The sequence below is a fragment of the Cryobacterium sp. MLB-32 genome (assembly GCF_000738085.1).
Classification (GTDB): domain Bacteria; phylum Actinomycetota; class Actinomycetes; order Actinomycetales; family Microbacteriaceae; genus Cryobacterium.
Genome location: NZ_JPRS01000103.1, coordinates 1 through 16,451, shown reverse-complemented (window position 1 = coordinate 16,451; position 16,451 = coordinate 1). Strand labels below are relative to the sequence as shown.

Sequence of the window (16,451 nt, the reverse complement as noted above, 5' to 3'; positions counted from 1 at the left end):
GGCACCGGCCCGCGTGGCCGCTCCCGTGCAGGCCACATCGGCCGGATCCGGCGGCTGACCCGTGTCCGACCCCCAGATCGCGCGGGACGCGCTCCGTGCTGTTTTCTCCGAAACGAAAACCAGACCCGAGTGCGTCTCGCGTGCCCAGACGCTGATGGGCGGGCGGGCTTCCGTCATGCTCGTGGGCGGGGGCTCCACCGCGCTCACCCGGGCCTTCGCGCTCGCTGACCGCTGTGAGCAGTTGTGGAGTCGATTCCTGCCCGACAGCGACGTGACCCGGCTGAACTGGGCCGAGGGCCGCGCGATCGAGGTCGACCCGCTCACCGTGCGGTTGATCACCGCCATGATCGACGCTGTTGCCCTCACGTCCGGCGACTACGACCCCACCCTGCTGCCCGACCTCGTGGCCGCGGGCTACACAGCATCCGTTCTCGACCCCGACCGCGTCACGAGTCTGCCGCAGTCGGCGCGAGCGCCCGGCAATCTGCGCGGTGTCGTCATCGACGGCACCACCGTGCGAATGCCGCTGGGCACGACGATCGACCCCGGCGGCATCGGCAAAGGGCTCACCGCCGACCTCGTCTGCGAGGACGCGCTCGCCGGGGGAGCCTGGGGCGCGCTCGCCGAAATCGGCGGCGATGTCGTCGTGGCCGGGCAGGCGCCCGACGAGGTGGCTTGGCGGCTCGGCGTGGAGAACCCCCTGCGTGCGCGCGCGGCCGACCCTGACTCCGCGCCGGAACATTCCGCGATCGTGCGGCTGGCCTCCGGTTCTCTCGTCACCTCAAGCCAGCGCAAAAGGCGTTGGAGCACGTCCGGCGGGGAACGACACCACCTGATCAGCCCACGTACCCACGACAGCGCGCTCACCAGCATTCAGACCGTTTCCGTGATCGCGGCAACGGGGGCTCGAGCGGAATCCCTGACCAAACCGGGGTTCCTCAGGGATACCATCGAGTATCTCGCCTGGCTGCCCACCGTGGGCGCCGCCGGCCTCGTGATCGACGACACGGGCACATTGACATCTTCAGCGAATTGGAAGAATTACTCATGACCGAGCCGCACCTCTGGTGGTACATCTCCCGGGCCAGCGCCATCATCGCCTGGGTGCTCATGACGGCATCCGTGGTTTGGGGCATTCTCCTCTCCACCCGCGTGATGCGCCGCGTCGACAACCCCGCCTGGTTGCAGGACCTGCACCGCTTTCTCGGCGGCACGATGCTGATCATGGTGGGCCTGCACATGGTCTCGCTCATCTTCGACAAGTGGCTCGCCTTCACCCCCACCGAGGTGCTCGTGCCGTTCGCGACCGACTTCAAGGCGCTCCCGGTGGCGCTGGGAATCCTGGCATTTTACATTCTCGTCGCCGTTCAGGGGTCCTCGCTGCTGATGAACCGCCTGCCGCGCAAATTCTGGAAGGGCGTGCACTACTCGAGCTTTGCCGCGCTCATCCTGATCTCGTTCCATGCCGGTTTCACCGGAACGGATGTGGGATCGCTCTGGTACAAAATCGTGGCCGTGAGTCTGATCGCTATCGCCTCGATTGCCATCATCATCCGCATTTCGACCGGAACCGCCACTCGGCCCGCACGCAAGATCGACGCGAAGCGCGCCGCCCCCGGCGGGGCCTCCCCTGTTCCGCAGCCCGAACAGCGTGGCCTCACCGTGGTCAGCGCGACGCCGGTTGCGGACGGTGTGCTGGGCATCCGTCTGGAAGGGCCCGATCGGGCACTATTGCCGCTGTGGCACCCGGGCGCGCACCTCACGCTGCACCTGCCGAACGGTCTCGAACGGCAGTATTCTCTCTGCGGAGACCCGGCCGACCGGCACCACTACGACATCGCCGTGCTGCGCACCATCGACTCGGAGGGCGGCAGCGAGTGGATCCACCAGAACGTGGTTCCCGGGATGACCATCCAGGTCTCGGGCCCGCTCAACCACTTCGAGCTGGAACCCGCTGCGGAGTACCTCTTCATCGCCGGCGGAATCGGCATCACGCCCATGAAGGCCATGATCGAGTCGCTGCCCGCGCAACGCGACTGGAGCCTCGTCTACGTGGGGCGCAGCCGCCGCACGATGGCCTTCGCCGCCGAGCTCGAAGCACGCTACGCCGGTCGGGTACTCATCCAGGCCAGTGACGAGCGCACCACAAGCCTTAACCTCGATGAGGTGGTGGGTCGGGCGGTCGGGCAGGTCTACTGCTGCGGTCCGGAATCTCTGATGAGCGCGGTGGCCGCCCGCGTGCCCGCCGAACGCATGCACCTCGAGCGATTCGTCGCCCTCGATCGAGCCGCCCGCCCCGCCACGCCCGTGCACGTGGAGTGCCGCAAGAGCCGGAAGGCGTTCGACGTTCCGGCCGGACAGAGCATCCTGGACGCTCTCGAGGAGAACGGCCTTCCGGTGCTCGGTTCGTGCCGCAAGGGCGTCTGCGGCACCTGCGAGGTGCGCGTTCTCGCCGGCGAACCGGAACACCTCGACTCCGTGATGGACGATGCCGACAAGGAGTCGCTCCGCATCATGTACCCCTGCGTCTCCCGTGCCACGACCCCCGGTCTGGTGCTCAACATCTAGGTGGCTTCCTGACGCATAACTCCTGCAAATCGGCGTGGCTCAGCCGGACGGCCGCGTGATTCCGGGCCCGAATTGTGGCGGGTCCAGAATCTGCAGGAGTTATGCCAGGGGGACAGCGGAAGAGGGTCGCGGCTGCTAGCCGAAGGCCTCGACGACGGGACGGAACTTCATCCGGGTCTCGGCGAGCTCGTGCTCCGGGTCGGAATCGAGAACTATGCCGCAACCGGCATATGCCGTTACGTCGCCGGTGCTGCTCACCTGGGCGCAGCGGAGCGCGATCGCCCACTCGCCGTCCCCGTCGGCGCCGACCCAGCCCACCGGCCCGGCGTAGCGCCCGCGGTCGAAGGGTTCCAGCTCACGAATGAGCGCGAGCGCGGTCGCCGTCGGCGTTCCGGCCACCGCTGCCGTCGGATGCAGGGCCGCGATCAGGTCGAGTGAGGTGGAGCCGTCGCTCAGCGTGCCCTCGACATCCGTTGCCAGATGCCACAGGTTCGGCAGCTTCACCGTGAACGGGATATCGCTCGTGGCCAGCACCGACGTGTGCGGACGCAACGACTTCACCACGCTCTGCACCGCGAACTCGTGTTCGTCCCCGTCTTTGCTGGACGTGGCGAGGGCCAGTGCGGCCTCGGTGTCGGCCACGGCATCCGCTCCGCGGGAGATTGTGCCCGCGAGCACACGCGCGTTCACCTCACCGTGGTCGGCGCGAATCAGGGTCTCCGGGCTGGAGCCCACGAGCCCGTCTACCGCATAGGTCCAGCAGTCGGGGTAGCCGAGCGCAAGCTTGGTGATGGTGCGGCGCAGGTCTGATTCGTCGGGCAGGCGGCCCACGAGGTCACGGGCCAACACCACCTTGTTGAGCTCGAGTGATCCAATGCGCTCCACTGCCTCGGCGACGGCCTCGCGGTATCCGGCGGGCTTCAGCGCGCCCGGCAACAGCGAGAGGCGGTACTCGTTGCCGAGTGGATTCAGGGTAAGCGGATGCGTCGGCGCGGCCGACCCGGTGTGCCACACGCGGGTCACCCAACACTGGCCGTCCTCCCGCCCGACGATGATCTCGGGCACGATCAGCACGCTCGTTTCGGTCGACGATTCGTCGAAGGCGAACGCGCCGAACGCGAGCAGGCCGGTGCCTGTGCGCTGCAGCGGATCCGTCACCGTGGCCGCGGCCACGACCTCCTGCCAGGCGCTCGCGGCATCCGTCATGCGGTTGGGCCCCGAGAATTCCAGCCGCAGCGCGGTGCCGATACCGGCCAGCCCCTGGTTGCGGCGCATCCAGAGCAGCGGCTGACGCTGATCGAGGAGCAGAACCAGTTGGCGGATGTCGGGGATCGGGGAGGTTTCGACCGTTAGAGCCTGCACATTCACGTGAATAGACTACGCCCGCCCGTGTGTCCATCGGGCGTGCGCCTGCGCGATCTAGACTGGTGTGGTGAATAGAGCAGACCTGAACAAACGCCCCGCGCAGGTGGCTGCCATGTTCGACGAGGTCGCGGCGCACTATGACCGCACCAACGCCGTGCTGTCCATGGGCAACGCGACACTCTGGCGCATCGCCACCACGCGCGCCGTCGGGCCGAAGGCGGGGGAGCGCATTCTCGACATCGCCGCCGGAACGGGCACGTCCAGCGCTGCGCTCACGCGCACGGGTGCCCGGGTCGTGGCCGCTGACTTCTCCGAGGGCATGATCGAGGTCGGGCGTCAGCGTCACGCCGACAACTCCAACATCGAGTTCGTGCAAGCGGATGCCACGGCGTTGCCCTTCGCCGACGACGAGTTCGACGCCGTCACCATCTCCTTCGGATTGCGCAATGTCGTTGAGCCCCAGAAGGCGCTCGCCGAGTTCTACCGGGTCACCAAGCCCGGCGGACGCGTCGTGATTTGCGAGTTCTCCACCCCGCCCCTCACCCCGGTGCGGCTCGGCTATTTCGCCTACCTCAACCACGTCATGCCCGCCATCGTGCGCCTCGCCTCGTCGAACGCCGAGGCGTACGACTACCTCGGTGAGTCGATCGCGGCGTGGCCCGACCAGAGCACGCTCAGCGGCTGGCTGCGCGGCGCTGGCTACACGGGGGTTGCGTACCGCAACCTCACTCTGGGTATCGTGGCCCTGCACCGTGGCACCAAGCCCGACAACGCAGCTTCCTAGCTCTTCTCTCCCTCTTCGTTAGGCTGACACAGTGAAACCCAGAGCCCCCGTGGTGCGGCGGAGCCCGTCCGTGACGAGTCAGCTCGGCCTCAGCGAGCGGATTTTCTCGACGGCAGCCGACCGCGGCCTCGCGGCCAACATCGATCTCGGCATCGCCGAGGTCGAGTCCTCGCTCGTCACCGAGCTCGTCTTTGCGAACGAAATCGCCAACGTGACCACCCGGTATCTTTTCGATGCCGGCGGAAAGCGCGTGCGCCCGATGCTCGCCCTGCTCACGGCGCACCTTGGCGACGGCGCGGTGCCCGATGTGATCACCGCTGCGAGTGCGATCGAACTCACTCACCTCGCCTCGCTCTACCACGACGACGTGATGGACGACTCGGACAAGCGTCGGGGAGTGCCGAGCGCCCAGTCAGTGTGGGGCAACTCGATTGCGATTCTGACCGGTGACCTCCTGTTCGCGCGGGCCAGCCAGCTGATGGCGCGTCTCGGCGAGCGGGCAATCCGTTTGCAGGCGGCCACCTTCGAGCGCCTCGTGCTCGGACAGTTTCGGGAGACCGTGGGGCCGCGGCCCGGCCAGGATCCGGTGGAGCACTACATCGGAGTGCTGGCCGACAAGACCGGATCGCTGATTGCCGCGGCCGCGCAGGCCGGCATTGTGTTCTCCAACGCGCCCGCCGAGTATGAGCAGCCCGTCGTCACATTCGGCGAGAAGATCGGGGTGGCCTTCCAGCTCATCGACGATGTTCTTGACCTGTCGCCCCAGCCCGAGCAGACCGGCAAGGTGCCCGGCACCGACCTGCGCGCCGGTGTTGTAACGCTCCCGCTGCTGCGCTTGCGCGAGCGTGCGGCCGGCGACGAGGCGGATGCTGCCCTGCTCGCCCGTCTCGAGCGTGACGTCATGACGAGCAACGGTATCGCCACCGAGGCCGCCGACTCCGCCATCACCGCGTTGCGGGAACACCCCGTGACCGCCGAAACCTTGGCCGAGGCTCATTCCTGGGCCCGTGACGCCGTCTCCGCACTCTCGCCGCTGCCCACCGGGCCGGTGAAGAAGGCGCTCACCCGATTCGCCGAGACCATCGTCGAGCGCTCAAGTTAGAAAGGCCTCAGTGACCAAATTACGATTGGCCATCGTCGGCGCAGGCCCGGCGGGCATCTACGCCGCCGACATCCTGCTCAAAGCGGAACGCGGCTTCGAAGTCTCCATCGACCTGTTCGACCACCTGCCTGCTCCCTATGGGCTCGTCCGGTACGGAGTCGCCCCTGACCACCCGCGCATCAAGGGAATCATCACGGCTCTGCGCGGCGTGCTCGACAGCGGTGACATCCGCGTGTTCGGCAACGTGCGCTTCGGCGTCGACCTCACCCTCGACGACCTGAAGAAGCACTACAACGCGGTCATCTTCTCGACCGGCGCCGTCAAAGACGCCGACCTGAAAATTCCCGGTGCCGGCCTCGAAGGGTCGTACGGTGCCGCGGACTTCGTGAGCTGGTTCGACGGCCACCCGGATGTGTCGCGCACCTGGCCACTCGAGGCGCGAGAGATCGCCGTGATCGGCAACGGCAACGTGGCCCTCGACGTGGCACGCATGCTGGTCAAGCACGCCGATGATCTGCTGCCCACGGAGATCCCCGAGAACGTCTACGCCGGGCTGAACACGTCACCGGTGACCGATGTGCACATCTTCGGCCGCCGAGGACCGACATCCGTGAAGTTCACGCCGCTGGAACTGCGCGAGCTCGGCGAACTGCGTGATGTGGACATGATCCTGCACGACGAGGACCTCGACTACGACGATGCGGCGCGCGATGCGGTCGCCAGCAACAAGCAGGTCTTCGTGATCGACAAGATTCTGAACAGGTGGCGCGAGCGAGAAACCGGCTCCGCGAGCCGCCGACTGCACCTGCACTTCTTTGCCAAGCCGCTCGAGGTTGTCGACGACGGTACCGGCCGGGTGGGCGCGTTTCGGTGGGAGCGCACGAAGCCTGACGGCGCCGGCGGGGTGGTGGGCACCGGGGAGATCCGCGAGATCCCGATCCAGGCCATCTATCGGGCGGTCGGCTACTTCGGTTCGGAGCTGCCCGATGTGCCCTTCGATAAGAAGCGCGGCGTGATTCCGAACCGCGAGGGACAGGTGCTACGGCGCGATCCCGAGGGCGGCACGGGGCTGTTCAACCAGCAGATGTACGGCGTCTACACCACGGGATGGATCAAGCGCGGACCGGTGGGCCTGATCGGCCACACCAAGAGCGACGCCATGGAGACGGTCCGTCACGTGATCAACGACCAGGGCAATTGGTGGCGCCCGGAGTCCCCGTCGGAGGAGAGCATCGTGGCGCTGCTGGACGAGCGCGGTGTGAAGTACACGAACCTCGACGGCTGGCACAACCTCGACCAGCACGAGTTGGCCCTGGGCGAGGCGGCAGGACGCACCCGCGTCAAGGTCGTTCCGCGCGACGAGATGGTCAGGGTCTCGCGAGGCGAGTAAACCTGATGGCCGGCCGCCCGGCATCCGCGCGGCCGGCTAACTCAGTTGGTTTCGGTTTCCAAAAGCGAGCCAGACCAGAGAGCCGAGAAACGGGGCGATCAGGATCGCGATCACCCACAGGATCTTGTTGTTCTCCGGGATGTGGGACCGGAATATTTGCGAGAGTGACACAACGATGAGCGCCGCATAGGAAAGAACCACCAGCAGCACAACTATTTGGCCCCCGTACATTCCCAACCAGTCCATAGAGACCCTTTTCTCTTCGTGGCCTTTCGCGCGACAGCGTACTGCGAGCCAGCGCGCGTGGGAAGGCCGCCTAGCCCACCGTGCTGCCGAAGCCGGTTATCGTGCCGTTGCTCCTGACGACAGCGGTCATGGAATTGCCGTACGAGATGGGGCCGCCCTTGATGAGGGCGGAAACGCTCCAGCCGTCGTAGAGCGTGCGCGAAGCCGTGCCGCCGCTCTCCGAGCAGCTGGTGTGGCTGATGCTCACGCCCGCGGCATAGTTCGTGAAGCACGCGTGCGACCCCGTGAATCCGGCATAGGCCACGGTCACCCAGACTCGCGTTCCGTTGTAGTAGAACGTGCCGTTCTGCGTGACGTTGTATACACCTCCCGCCGTGAATTGGCTCCAGTGTCGTGCCGTGATTCCGCTTATCCGCGACTGGGCGAGGATCTGGGTCTTCTGGGCGACCGACAGGGCAGCATCCGCTGCGATGTCACGATCCGTGACCGGTGCCGCGGTACCCACGGCGACGCCGCGCGTGACGCGGCACAGCTCGGCGGAGACCGTCACGCCCCGATCCGCTGCGCGTGCCGAGGCGACCGCTGCGAGACACTCGGGTGCGTAGCTGGTCGCGGTCTGGCTGTCGGCGACGCCGCTGGCGTGTGCCGGTGCGACACCGAACCCGACGGACAGAAGAATTGCGGTTGTTGTCAGCAGGCTGGCAACAGTGAGATTCACATCGTGGCGCGACATCTCAACTCCAAACCCTGGGTGGACGGGAGGATCAGGTGAACTACGCCGAGATCATGTCCCTGTCGTTCACCACCCGCCAGTCCGCTCTTCGGAGGACACCGCTCTTCGGAGGACACCGGTCTCCGTGGCGCACCGATCGTGGCGAGAGGAGTGTTCCCACCCGCCACCGTGCGGCCGGAGCCGCGCCATCCGCTTCACCGCACGAGCGGATGCCGCGGGTCGGACCCGGGTCGCGTTAGCGGAAGTTCACAAACTGCAGGGCGACATCGAGGTCTTTGCCCTTGAGCAAGGCCATCACGGCCTGCAGGTCGTCGCGGCTCTTGGAGCTCACGCGCAGTTCGTCGCCCTGGATCTGGCTCTTGACGCCCTTGGGGCCTTCGTCGCGAATGATCTTGCCGATCTTCTTCGCGTTCTCCTGGTCGATGCCGGCCTTCATGCTGGTCTCGATGCGGTATTCCTTGCCGGAGGCGAACGGCTCGCCGGCGTCGAGGCTGCGCAGTGAGATGCCGCGCTTGATGAGCTTGGCCTCGAAGACCTCGAGGATGGCCTTGACGCGCTCCTCGGTGTTGGCCTTCATGAGCACCTTGTCGCCGCTCATCGCGATCGAGGCACCCACATTCTTGAAGTCGTAGCGCTGGGCAACTTCCTTGTGAGCCTGGTTGAGGGCGTTGTCGACCTCCATCGGGTCGACCTTGCTGACGATGTCGAACGTTGAGTCTGCCATGTCTGCAATGATATCCGGTCACCCGTGGGGCGCCGCCGCTACGGGCGCAGGCCGGCCGTGCTGGAGCGCAGCTTGAGTTCGAAGGGCATCGAGATGTTCAGGCCCATCGGCTCGAGCGCGCCGGCGTGCAGCTCTTCCATCAGAATCTCCACGGCCTTCTCACCCTGACCCTGAGGGAACTGCGCGATCGTGGTGAGGCCGAAGAAGTCCGCGAGTTCGTGGTCGTCGATGCCGATCACCGACACGTCCTGCGGAACAGAGAGCCCCAGGTCACGGGCGGCGAGAATGGCGCCGATGGCCATCTCGTCGGAGGCCGCGAAGATCGCGGTCGGGCGAAACTGGTCGCGTTCGAGCAGCCGTCGTGCCGCCTGATACCCGCCACGCATGGTGAAGTCGGCCGGCTCGAAGAGGTCCACCGAGATGTCGATGCCTGCCGCCTCGAGGGCGCCCTCGTAGCCGAAGCGCCGGTTGGTGGGAAGGTGGAAGTCAAGGTCGAATTCCTTGCTGCCTCCGATGTGGCCGATCCGGGTGTGGCCGAGCGAGAGCAGGTGTTCTGTCGCGAGCCGGGCCACGGCGCGGTCGTCGATCGTGAGGGTGCGCACGCCGCCGATCGGGCCGCCCACGCCCACGAGGGGCTTGCCCACGGCGTACAAACGGTCCACCTCATGTTCGGTGAGCTCCAGGGACACAGCGATGACGGCATCCAGTCGCTGGCGCAGCAGAAAATTATCGAACACGCTCGCGCGCTCATCGCCGCCGCCGGCGAGGTTGTACAGCGTGAGGTCGTAGCCGCTGCGCAGCAGGGCGCGCTGTGCTCCCTCCACGACGCTGGAGAAGAACCAGCCGGCGAGGAATGGCACGACGACGCCGATGTTCTTCGTGCGACCGGATGCGAGGCTCGACGCGCTCGAGGACACGACGTATCCGAGCTGCCCGGCGGCCGCCTCAACCTTGAGTTGAGTGGCCGCTGACACCGGTCCCTTGCCGCTCAGTGTGCGCGACACCGTGGCGGTGGACACCCCAGCGAGGCGAGCGACGTCCTCGATTCCGGCCATGGGCATCCTGTCAAGTGGGAAAAAGTGCGGGTGTTTGATCTTATCGAGAGGAACTTTTCACACGCCCACGCGGGCTGATTTCACGCTGGGGCACTTCGTCTTGTATTCTAGATCCGCACGTCCGATTCGGTGGATTATCGAGTCGGCAGCAGCTGGCGAGTTACCCAAGCGGCCAAAGGGATCTGACTGTAAATCAGACGGCGTAGCTTTCGTGAGTTCGAACCTCGCACTCGCCACATTCAGCACAAAGGCCCGGAGAAATCCGGGCCTTTGTGCGTTAACCGTTGCTTCGACGAACCTCGGGTGCATCCCGTAGCGTGGAATCATGACTGGCGCCGTTTCCTCCGACCTGCTCGCTCTCGCCCGCACGATTGCCCTCGAGGCCGGCGCGCTCGCCTTCCGGCGCCGCGCGGAGGGCGTGAATATCGCAGCCTCGAAGTCTTCTCCGGAAGACGTGGTCACCGACGCCGATCGTGAGGTCGAGCTGCTCATCAGGGCGCGGCTCGCCGAAGCCCGGCCCGATGACGGCTTTTACGGGGAGGAGTCCGAGGCGAGTGCCGGCTCCAGCGGGCTCACCTGGGTGGTCGACCCGATCGACGGCACCGTCAACTACCTGTATGGCATTCCGCACTATGCGGTGAGCATCGGCGTCGTCGAGGGCGACCCGACGCCGAGCACCTGGACCGCTCTCGCCGGAGCTGTCATCAATCCAGCGTTGGGCGAGCTGTACACGGCCGTGGCCGGTGAGGGCTCGTTCCTCAACGATCGCCGCCTGCGAGTGAAGACCGGAGTGCCTCTCTCCCTCGCTTTGGCTGGAACCGGGTTCGGGTACGAGGCGACGCGACGTGTGTGGCAGGCCGAGGTCGTGCAGGGCCTGATCGGCGAGGTGCGGGACATCCGCCGGATGGGTGCCGCGTCCCTGGATCTCTGTTCGGTGGCCACCGGTCGGCTGGACCTGTATTACGAACGCGGCCTCCACCCGTGGGACCACGCGGCCGGGGGTCTGGTGGCCTCGGAAGCCGGCGCACGCGTCGGGGGCTTCGGCGCTGAAGCGGAAGGAAAGGACCTGCTCATTGCCGCCGCGCCTGATCTTTTCGCCACTTTCGAGCCGTTGCTGGCGGGGCTTTTCGCCCGGTTCGCCAAGGAATAGCCGCCGCGTCGCGGCCCGCGTTCGAGGGCGGACCGGTTCCTGAGAGTGTCTTTTGAGGCCGGACGCGCTAGCCTTGACCGATTCGTTATATTTCATTTTGGCTAGATCGAGCAACAAAGCCGCACTGACCTTACGTTCAGCCCGCAGAAAGAGCCCCTTTGTCACGTCACTCCTCCCCCTCAGACGCCCCCGTGTCTGACGCGAGTGACGACGCACAACACGCTCTCCCTCTCACCCGTCGAGAGCTGCGTGAACAGCGCGAACGACAGGAATCTTCCGCCGACGCACGAGCCGAGGCTCTTCCGCTGTCCGCAGCGCATGTCGACGTGTCGCCAGCGCCCGTTCTCCCGAGTGATTCAGCTCCGGTCGTTTCTGCGCCGGTTATGCCGGCTTCGGTTATGCCCGCCCTTGTCATGCCGGCTCCGCTCGTATCGGCCCCGCTGACGCAGGCTCCGCTCGTCCAGGCCCCGCTCGCCGACTTCACCGCACCGCCGGTGGCCGAGGTGCGCGACTCGGACGTCGACATGCTCCTGACTCCCGGAAAGACATCGACGACGTCAATCCCGCTTCCCACCCGTTCGCAGTTGCGTCGGGACGAGCAGGCTCGCACGACACGGTCGCGTCGCGTTCACACCGACGCGCCCGACGCAGCATCGGCTCCCGCGGCCCCGTATGCGCCGCAGCGCACGTTCGTGCCGGCGGCTGCACTTCCTCGGGCCTCGCCGCACGCGCAGCCCGTGAGCGACCGCATGCGCAAGTTCGTGGCGAAGAGCATGACGGTGGCGGCGATGTCGTTCGTCGCCCTGATGGCCGTCTCCACCTCCCTGCCGGCTCAGGCGCTACTGTCCACCGCCGACGTGCAGGCATCCGCTCTCGCCGCACAGCGTCCGTCCCAGACCGAGGGCGTGCAATCCATCGACATCGCCGGTGGCGACACGGTCACCACCACCCGCGACGGTTACGAGTCGAGCACCATCGCCGAGGTCGCTGCCGCCAGCGGAATCCGCATGGAAGCCACCTTCACCAACAACCCCAACGGTACGATCCAGTGGCCTTTCGCCGTGGGTGTGCACATCGGGGATCAGATCGGCCCGCGCAGCTGCGCCGGCTGCTCTGCGAACCACGGTGGTCAGGACTTCAACCCGGGTCTTGGTGCCCCCATCCAGGCGATCGCGGATGGCGTCGTGAGCGTGGCCGAAGACGGCGAGGCCAGCCTGGGCGTGCACATGATCATCGACCACATGATCGATGGCAAGCTCGTCTCGAGCGTGTACGCGCATATGATCCACGGTTCCATGAATTTCGCGAAGGGTGATGCGGTCAAGGTCGGCCAAGTCATCGGCAAGACCGGCAGCACGGGGATGTCGACCGGCCCGCACCTGCACTTCGAGATTCGCGAGGGCGGCGTCAACGGCACCAAGGTCGACCCGCTGGCCTGGCTCTACGCCCACACGAACTAGCGCCGCGCTACGCTCCCGCTGCCCGTCTCCGACCTGGTTCGCGTGGCGCTCCTGCCTTCATGGGGCAGATGTTGGCGTTTCGCGCGCGAGATGACATCTTTGGCCCCAAGGCCCCTCTGACTCGCCAATATAGGCCCCTTGCTCGGCCGTCATGGGGCGTTTTGTGTCGGTTCGCGTGGCGCTCCTGCCTTCATGGGGCAGATGTTGGCGACTCGAGAGCGACGTCCTCGATCGTGACGTGTTCCGCCTCGGTGCCGAGTCTTCCAGTGCCACCGACGGGTGTGTTCATCCCCGTTCGGCGCGCACAACACCGCAGGGCCCACCCTCGAGGAGAGTGGGCCCTGCGGTGACACGTGTGGTCGCGGTTAGGAGCGCAGCCAGACGGTCGTGTCGCCCGGCAGCGTGCGCCCCGTGAGAGTCTCGCTTGAGAGCAGCACGTCGCCGACGGGCAGGGTGACGGATGCGTCGCCGGTGTTGGCGATCACCGTCACACCTCCGGAGCGGAACGCGACGACCTCCGGGGGAAAGCCGGGCAGCCAGTCGACAGAGCCGACTCCGAGCGCGAATTCGCGGCGCAGGCGCAGTGCGAGTGTGTACAGCTCGAGTGTTGATCCCTCGACGCCGGCCTGCTGGTCACGCGCCAGCCCGGCCCATTCGGCGGGCTGAGGCAGCCAGCTCTTGCTGGACGTGCCGAAGCCATAGGACGGTGCGGCGGCTTCCCACGGGATCGGCACGCGGCATCCGTCTCGGCCGTAGCGCTCACCCTTGGTGCGGAACCAGGTGGGGTCTTCGCGGGCGGAGTCCGGAAGGTCAATGACCTCGGGCAGGCCGAGCTCCTCGCCCTGGTAGAGGTAGCTCGAACCGGGCAGCGAGAGCATGAGGCTCGACGCGGCGCGGGCGCGGCGCAGGCCCACGACGGTGTCGGGCAGGCCCGGCGTGTTCGGGCCGATGCCGTGACCTTGCAGGTTCTCGGCGCCGAGGGCCAGCCGAGACGCGTGACGCACCACGTCGTGGTTGGAGAGCACCCAGGTGCTCGGGGCGCCGACGCCGCTGAACGCTGCGAGGGAGTCGTCGATCACGCGGCGCAGCATCGGGGCGTTCCACGGGGTCTCAAGGTAAGCGAAGTTGAAGGCCTGGTGCATTTCATCGGGGCGTACCCACTTGGCCACCTCGGTAAGTGGGTCGACCCACGCTTCGGCGGCGAGTACGCGGTCGCCCGGGTATTCGGCGAGCACGGCGTGCCAGTCGCGGTAGATCTCGTGCACGCCGTCCTGGGCCCAGTACGGAGGGGTGACCGGGGGCTCGGCGCTGATGTTCGGTTCGAGGGTGGCCGAACCGCCGCCCATGCTGCCGCCCTCTGCAGGCGGGGTGTAATCGGGAAGGCCGGCGGCCTTGATCATGCCGTGGGCGACGTCGACGCGGAAGCCGTCTACGCCGCGGTCGAGCCAGAAGCGCAGCACGGAGCGGAACTGCTCGCGAACCCACGGGTTTTCCCAGTCGAGGTCGGGCTGGGTGCTGTCGAAGAGGTGCAGATACCACTGGCCCGGAGTGCCATCAGCCTCGGTGATGCGAGTCCAGGCGCGGCCGCCGAAAACGGATTCCCAGTTGTTGGGGGGAAGCTCTCCGGTTGCGCCCAACCCGTCACGGAACATGTAGCGCGCGCGGGCGTCGCTGCCCGGTGCTGCCCGGAGAGCCTCCTGGAACCAGACGTGGTCGCTGGAGGAGTGGTTGGGAACGATGTCGATGATGACGCGGATGCCCAGGTCGTGTGCCGCCTGCTGCATGGCGTCGAAGTCGTCGAGGTCGCCGAAGAGTGGGTCGACGTCGCAGTAGTCGGCCACGTCGTAGCCGGCGTCGCGCTGGGGCGACGTGTAGAAGGGCGAGAGCCAGACGGCGTCGACGCCCAGATCGCGCAGCTGTGGCAGGCGCGACTGGATCCCGGCGAGGTCGCCCATGCCATCACCGTTGGCGTCGGCGAACGACCGCGGGTAGATCTGATAAATAACTGCCGTGCGCCACCACTCTGTACCTGTGCCTGTCATTTCTTCATGCTATGTCATGATCCGTCCGATGTAAGCGTTTGCATGAAGTACAGGTCGGAATGATAACGAACCGGTGTCAATCGTTCCCGAACCGCTCCCAACCGTGCATACTCGACGTATACATGTAAACGCTTGCACAAAAGGCGGCGTTCTCTACGAAAGGCAACACCAATGAAGGTGAATAAGAAAGGCCTGCTGGCGTTCGGCGCTATGGCCGCCGTCGCGACCCTCGCCCTGGCCGGCTGCTCCGCTGGCGACACCGCCACGAAGGCCGACGCCGCGAGCACACTCACGGTCTGGGTAGACGCAGAACGCGTCGGCGCGCTAAAGGACGCGGCGGACGCATACACCGAGAAGACCGGCGTTGAGGTCAAGCTGGTCTCGAAGGACGTCGCGACCGTCAAGGATGACTTCATCCAGCAGGTACCGTCAGGCAAGGGCCCAGACATCACGATGGGAGCGCACGACTGGCTCGGCGAGCTCGTCACCAACGGCGTGGTGTCCCCGATCGAACTCGGCGACTCCGCCGCGAACTTTCTCGACGTGGCCGTGAACGCCTCCACCTATGACGGCAAGACCTACATGCTGCCGTACGCGGTGGAGAATCTGGCCCTGCTCCGGAACGCGGACCTGGTTCCGACCGCAGCCACCTCCTTTGACGACATGATCGCCAAGGGCACCGCCGCCGGGGTCACCTACCCGTTCATGGTCGAGCAGGGTGCCGACGGTAACCCGTACCACCTCTACCCGTTCCAGACCTCCTTCGGTGCGCCCGTCTTCGGCACCGACGCGAGCGGCGGCTACGACGCCACCAACCTCGAACTCGGCAACGCCGGTGGCGAAGCCTTCGCCACCTGGCTCGGCAGCAGGGTAAGAACGGCACGGGAGTCTTCAACACCGAGATCACGGGCGACATCGCCAAGGAAGCCTTCACCTCCGGTCAAGCCGCCTTCTGGCTGACCGGCCCATGGAACGTCAGCGCGGCCAAGGACGCCGGTATCAACCTCGCGGTCGATGTCATCGCCCCCGAGTCCGACGCGCCAGCGCAGCCTTTTGCGGGCGTCAAGGGCTTCTTCGTGAGCGAGCAGAGCAAGAACAAGGTCGCGGCGAACGACTTCCTCGTCAACTATCTCGGCACCGAGGCTGTGCAGACGGAGCTCTTCAAGTCCGGCAACGTCCTGCCCGCGCTCAAGGCATCCGCTGAAGCGGCATCGTCTGATCCCATCATCGCCGGCTTCGCAGCCGTCGGAGCCGAGGCCGTGCCGATGCCGGCCATCCCGGCCATGGGTCAGGTGTGGCAGTTCTGGGGCATCGCTCAGGCCTCCATCATCAACGGCGCCGACCCCGTCGCCACCTGGCAGAAGCTGACCGCCGACGTGCAGACGGCGATCGGCTAAGTAGCCGCAGCACGATTCCCCGGACGGATGCGCAGGCATCCGTCCGGGGATTTTCGGGTGTCAGAACGAGAACGAGAGAGCTGGGCAATGAGTACGACGATTGACGAAGAGGTCACCGAGAAGAAGCCGACGCCGCGGCAGAAGCAGGCCGCCCGTATGGCGGAGGCCGCGTCCGGCGGGGTCAGGGCAATCCTGACCAAAATCGTGCTGCTGGGAATCGTTGATGCCATGGCGGTCTATGCCCTCTTCATGCTGCTCGCGAAGCAGCAGTGGCTGGTCTTCGGCCTGGTGCTGGTCGTCACTCTCGTCGTGAACTGGATCTACTTCTCACCGGGCAAGCTGCCGGCGAAGTACCTCACTCCCGGCCTGATTTTCCTGATCGTTTTCCAAATCTTCGCCGTGGGCTATACCGCCTACATCGGCTTCACGAACTAC

13 protein-coding genes, 1 tRNA gene and 2 pseudogenes are annotated in these 16,451 nt (G+C 66.2%); 10 read left to right on the top strand and 6 right to left on the bottom strand.

Going from position 1 to position 16,451, the window contains the following annotated elements:
- Positions 1 to 61: 61 nt before the first annotated feature.
- Both JF66_RS11500 and JF66_RS22275 read left to right on the top strand, forming a co-directional pair.
- Complete coding sequence (locus JF66_RS11500; RefSeq protein WP_035878035.1) at positions 62 to 1,051, top strand: FAD:protein FMN transferase; 990 nt, start codon at positions 62 to 64, stop codon at positions 1,049 to 1,051.
- The gene (locus tag JF66_RS22275) at positions 1,048 to 2,568 is read left to right on the top strand and encodes a 2Fe-2S iron-sulfur cluster-binding protein (protein WP_081882332.1); all 1,521 of its coding nucleotides are present in this window, start codon (positions 1,048 to 1,050) and stop codon (positions 2,566 to 2,568) included. Before JF66_RS11500 ends, JF66_RS22275 begins: the two co-directional genes overlap by 4 nt.
- A 135-nt stretch (positions 2,569 to 2,703) precedes the next feature.
- Here JF66_RS22275 and JF66_RS11490 read toward each other — a convergent pair whose 3' ends face one another.
- Positions 2,704 to 3,936, bottom strand: coding sequence for an isochorismate synthase MenF (locus JF66_RS11490; protein ID WP_035878034.1), 1,233 nt, complete (start codon positions 3,934 to 3,936; stop codon positions 2,704 to 2,706).
- Positions 3,937 to 4,000: 64 nt separating this feature from the next.
- Here JF66_RS11490 and ubiE point away from each other — a divergent pair, with 64 nt between their 5' ends.
- The 3 genes from ubiE to JF66_RS11475 are packed head-to-tail and all read left to right on the top strand — an operon-like array spanning position 4,001 to position 7,209.
- A complete protein-coding gene (gene ubiE / locus JF66_RS11485) occupies positions 4,001 to 4,717 on the top strand; it encodes a bifunctional demethylmenaquinone methyltransferase/2-methoxy-6-polyprenyl-1,4-benzoquinol methylase UbiE (RefSeq protein WP_035878040.1) in 717 nt (238 codons plus the stop codon).
- Between the two features lie 31 nt (positions 4,718 to 4,748).
- Positions 4,749 to 5,819 carry a polyprenyl synthetase family protein gene (locus tag JF66_RS11480; protein ID WP_051973453.1) on the top strand — a complete coding sequence of 357 codons (1,071 nt, stop codon included), beginning with the start codon at positions 4,749 to 4,751 and terminating at the stop codon, positions 5,817 to 5,819.
- A gap of 10 nt (positions 5,820 to 5,829) precedes the next feature.
- Positions 5,830 to 7,209 (top strand): FAD-dependent oxidoreductase, encoded by a 1,380-nt coding sequence (locus JF66_RS11475; RefSeq protein WP_035878032.1) that lies wholly within the window; start codon positions 5,830 to 5,832, stop codon positions 7,207 to 7,209.
- 36 nt (positions 7,210 to 7,245) lie between these two features.
- Here JF66_RS11475 and JF66_RS11470 read toward each other — a convergent pair whose 3' ends face one another.
- The 4 genes from JF66_RS11470 to JF66_RS11455 all read right to left on the bottom strand — a co-directional run bounded on the left by JF66_RS11470 (position 7,246) and on the right by JF66_RS11455 (position 9,967).
- Complete coding sequence (locus JF66_RS11470; RefSeq protein ID WP_231556388.1) at positions 7,246 to 7,455, bottom strand: PLD nuclease N-terminal domain-containing protein; 210 nt, start codon at positions 7,453 to 7,455, stop codon at positions 7,246 to 7,248.
- A 70-nt stretch (positions 7,456 to 7,525) separates the two neighbouring features.
- Positions 7,526 to 8,188 (bottom strand): hypothetical protein, encoded by a 663-nt coding sequence (locus JF66_RS11465; RefSeq protein ID WP_035878031.1) that lies wholly within the window; start codon positions 8,186 to 8,188, stop codon positions 7,526 to 7,528.
- A gap of 235 nt (positions 8,189 to 8,423) precedes the next feature.
- A complete protein-coding gene (locus tag JF66_RS11460; protein ID WP_035878029.1) occupies positions 8,424 to 8,912 on the bottom strand; it encodes a YajQ family cyclic di-GMP-binding protein in 489 nt (162 codons plus the stop codon).
- A gap of 38 nt (positions 8,913 to 8,950) precedes the next feature.
- Complete coding sequence (locus JF66_RS11455) at positions 8,951 to 9,967, bottom strand: LacI family DNA-binding transcriptional regulator (protein WP_035878027.1); 1,017 nt, start codon at positions 9,965 to 9,967, stop codon at positions 8,951 to 8,953.
- Between the two features lie 154 nt (positions 9,968 to 10,121).
- On the opposite strand from JF66_RS11455, the gene JF66_RS11450 reads away from it, so the two are divergent.
- From JF66_RS11450 to JF66_RS25125, 3 genes are all read left to right on the top strand, one after another.
- Positions 10,122 to 10,203: transfer RNA gene (locus tag JF66_RS11450), tRNA-Tyr, on the top strand.
- Positions 10,204 to 10,292: 89 nt separating this feature from the next.
- A complete protein-coding gene (locus JF66_RS11445; protein WP_051973452.1) occupies positions 10,293 to 11,117 on the top strand; it encodes an inositol monophosphatase family protein in 825 nt (274 codons plus the stop codon).
- Between the two features lie 398 nt (positions 11,118 to 11,515).
- On the top strand, positions 11,516 to 12,577 hold the full coding sequence (locus tag JF66_RS25125; RefSeq protein WP_051973451.1) for a M23 family metallopeptidase: 1,062 nt from the start codon (positions 11,516 to 11,518) through the stop codon (positions 12,575 to 12,577).
- Between the two features lie 365 nt (positions 12,578 to 12,942).
- Here the strand turns inward: JF66_RS25125 and JF66_RS11435 are convergent, their stop codons facing one another.
- Positions 12,943 to 14,619, bottom strand: a complete 1,677-nt coding sequence (locus JF66_RS11435; protein ID WP_035878025.1) for a glycoside hydrolase family 13 protein — start codon at positions 14,617 to 14,619, stop codon at positions 12,943 to 12,945.
- Positions 14,620 to 14,790: 171 nt separating this feature from the next.
- On the opposite strand from JF66_RS11435, the pseudogene JF66_RS11430 reads away from it, so the two are divergent.
- A pseudogene (locus JF66_RS11430) lies at positions 14,791 to 16,016 on the top strand (extracellular solute-binding protein).
- 87 nt (positions 16,017 to 16,103) lie between these two features.
- A pseudogene (locus JF66_RS11425) lies at positions 16,104 to 16,451 on the top strand (maltose ABC transporter permease); the annotation flags it as partial.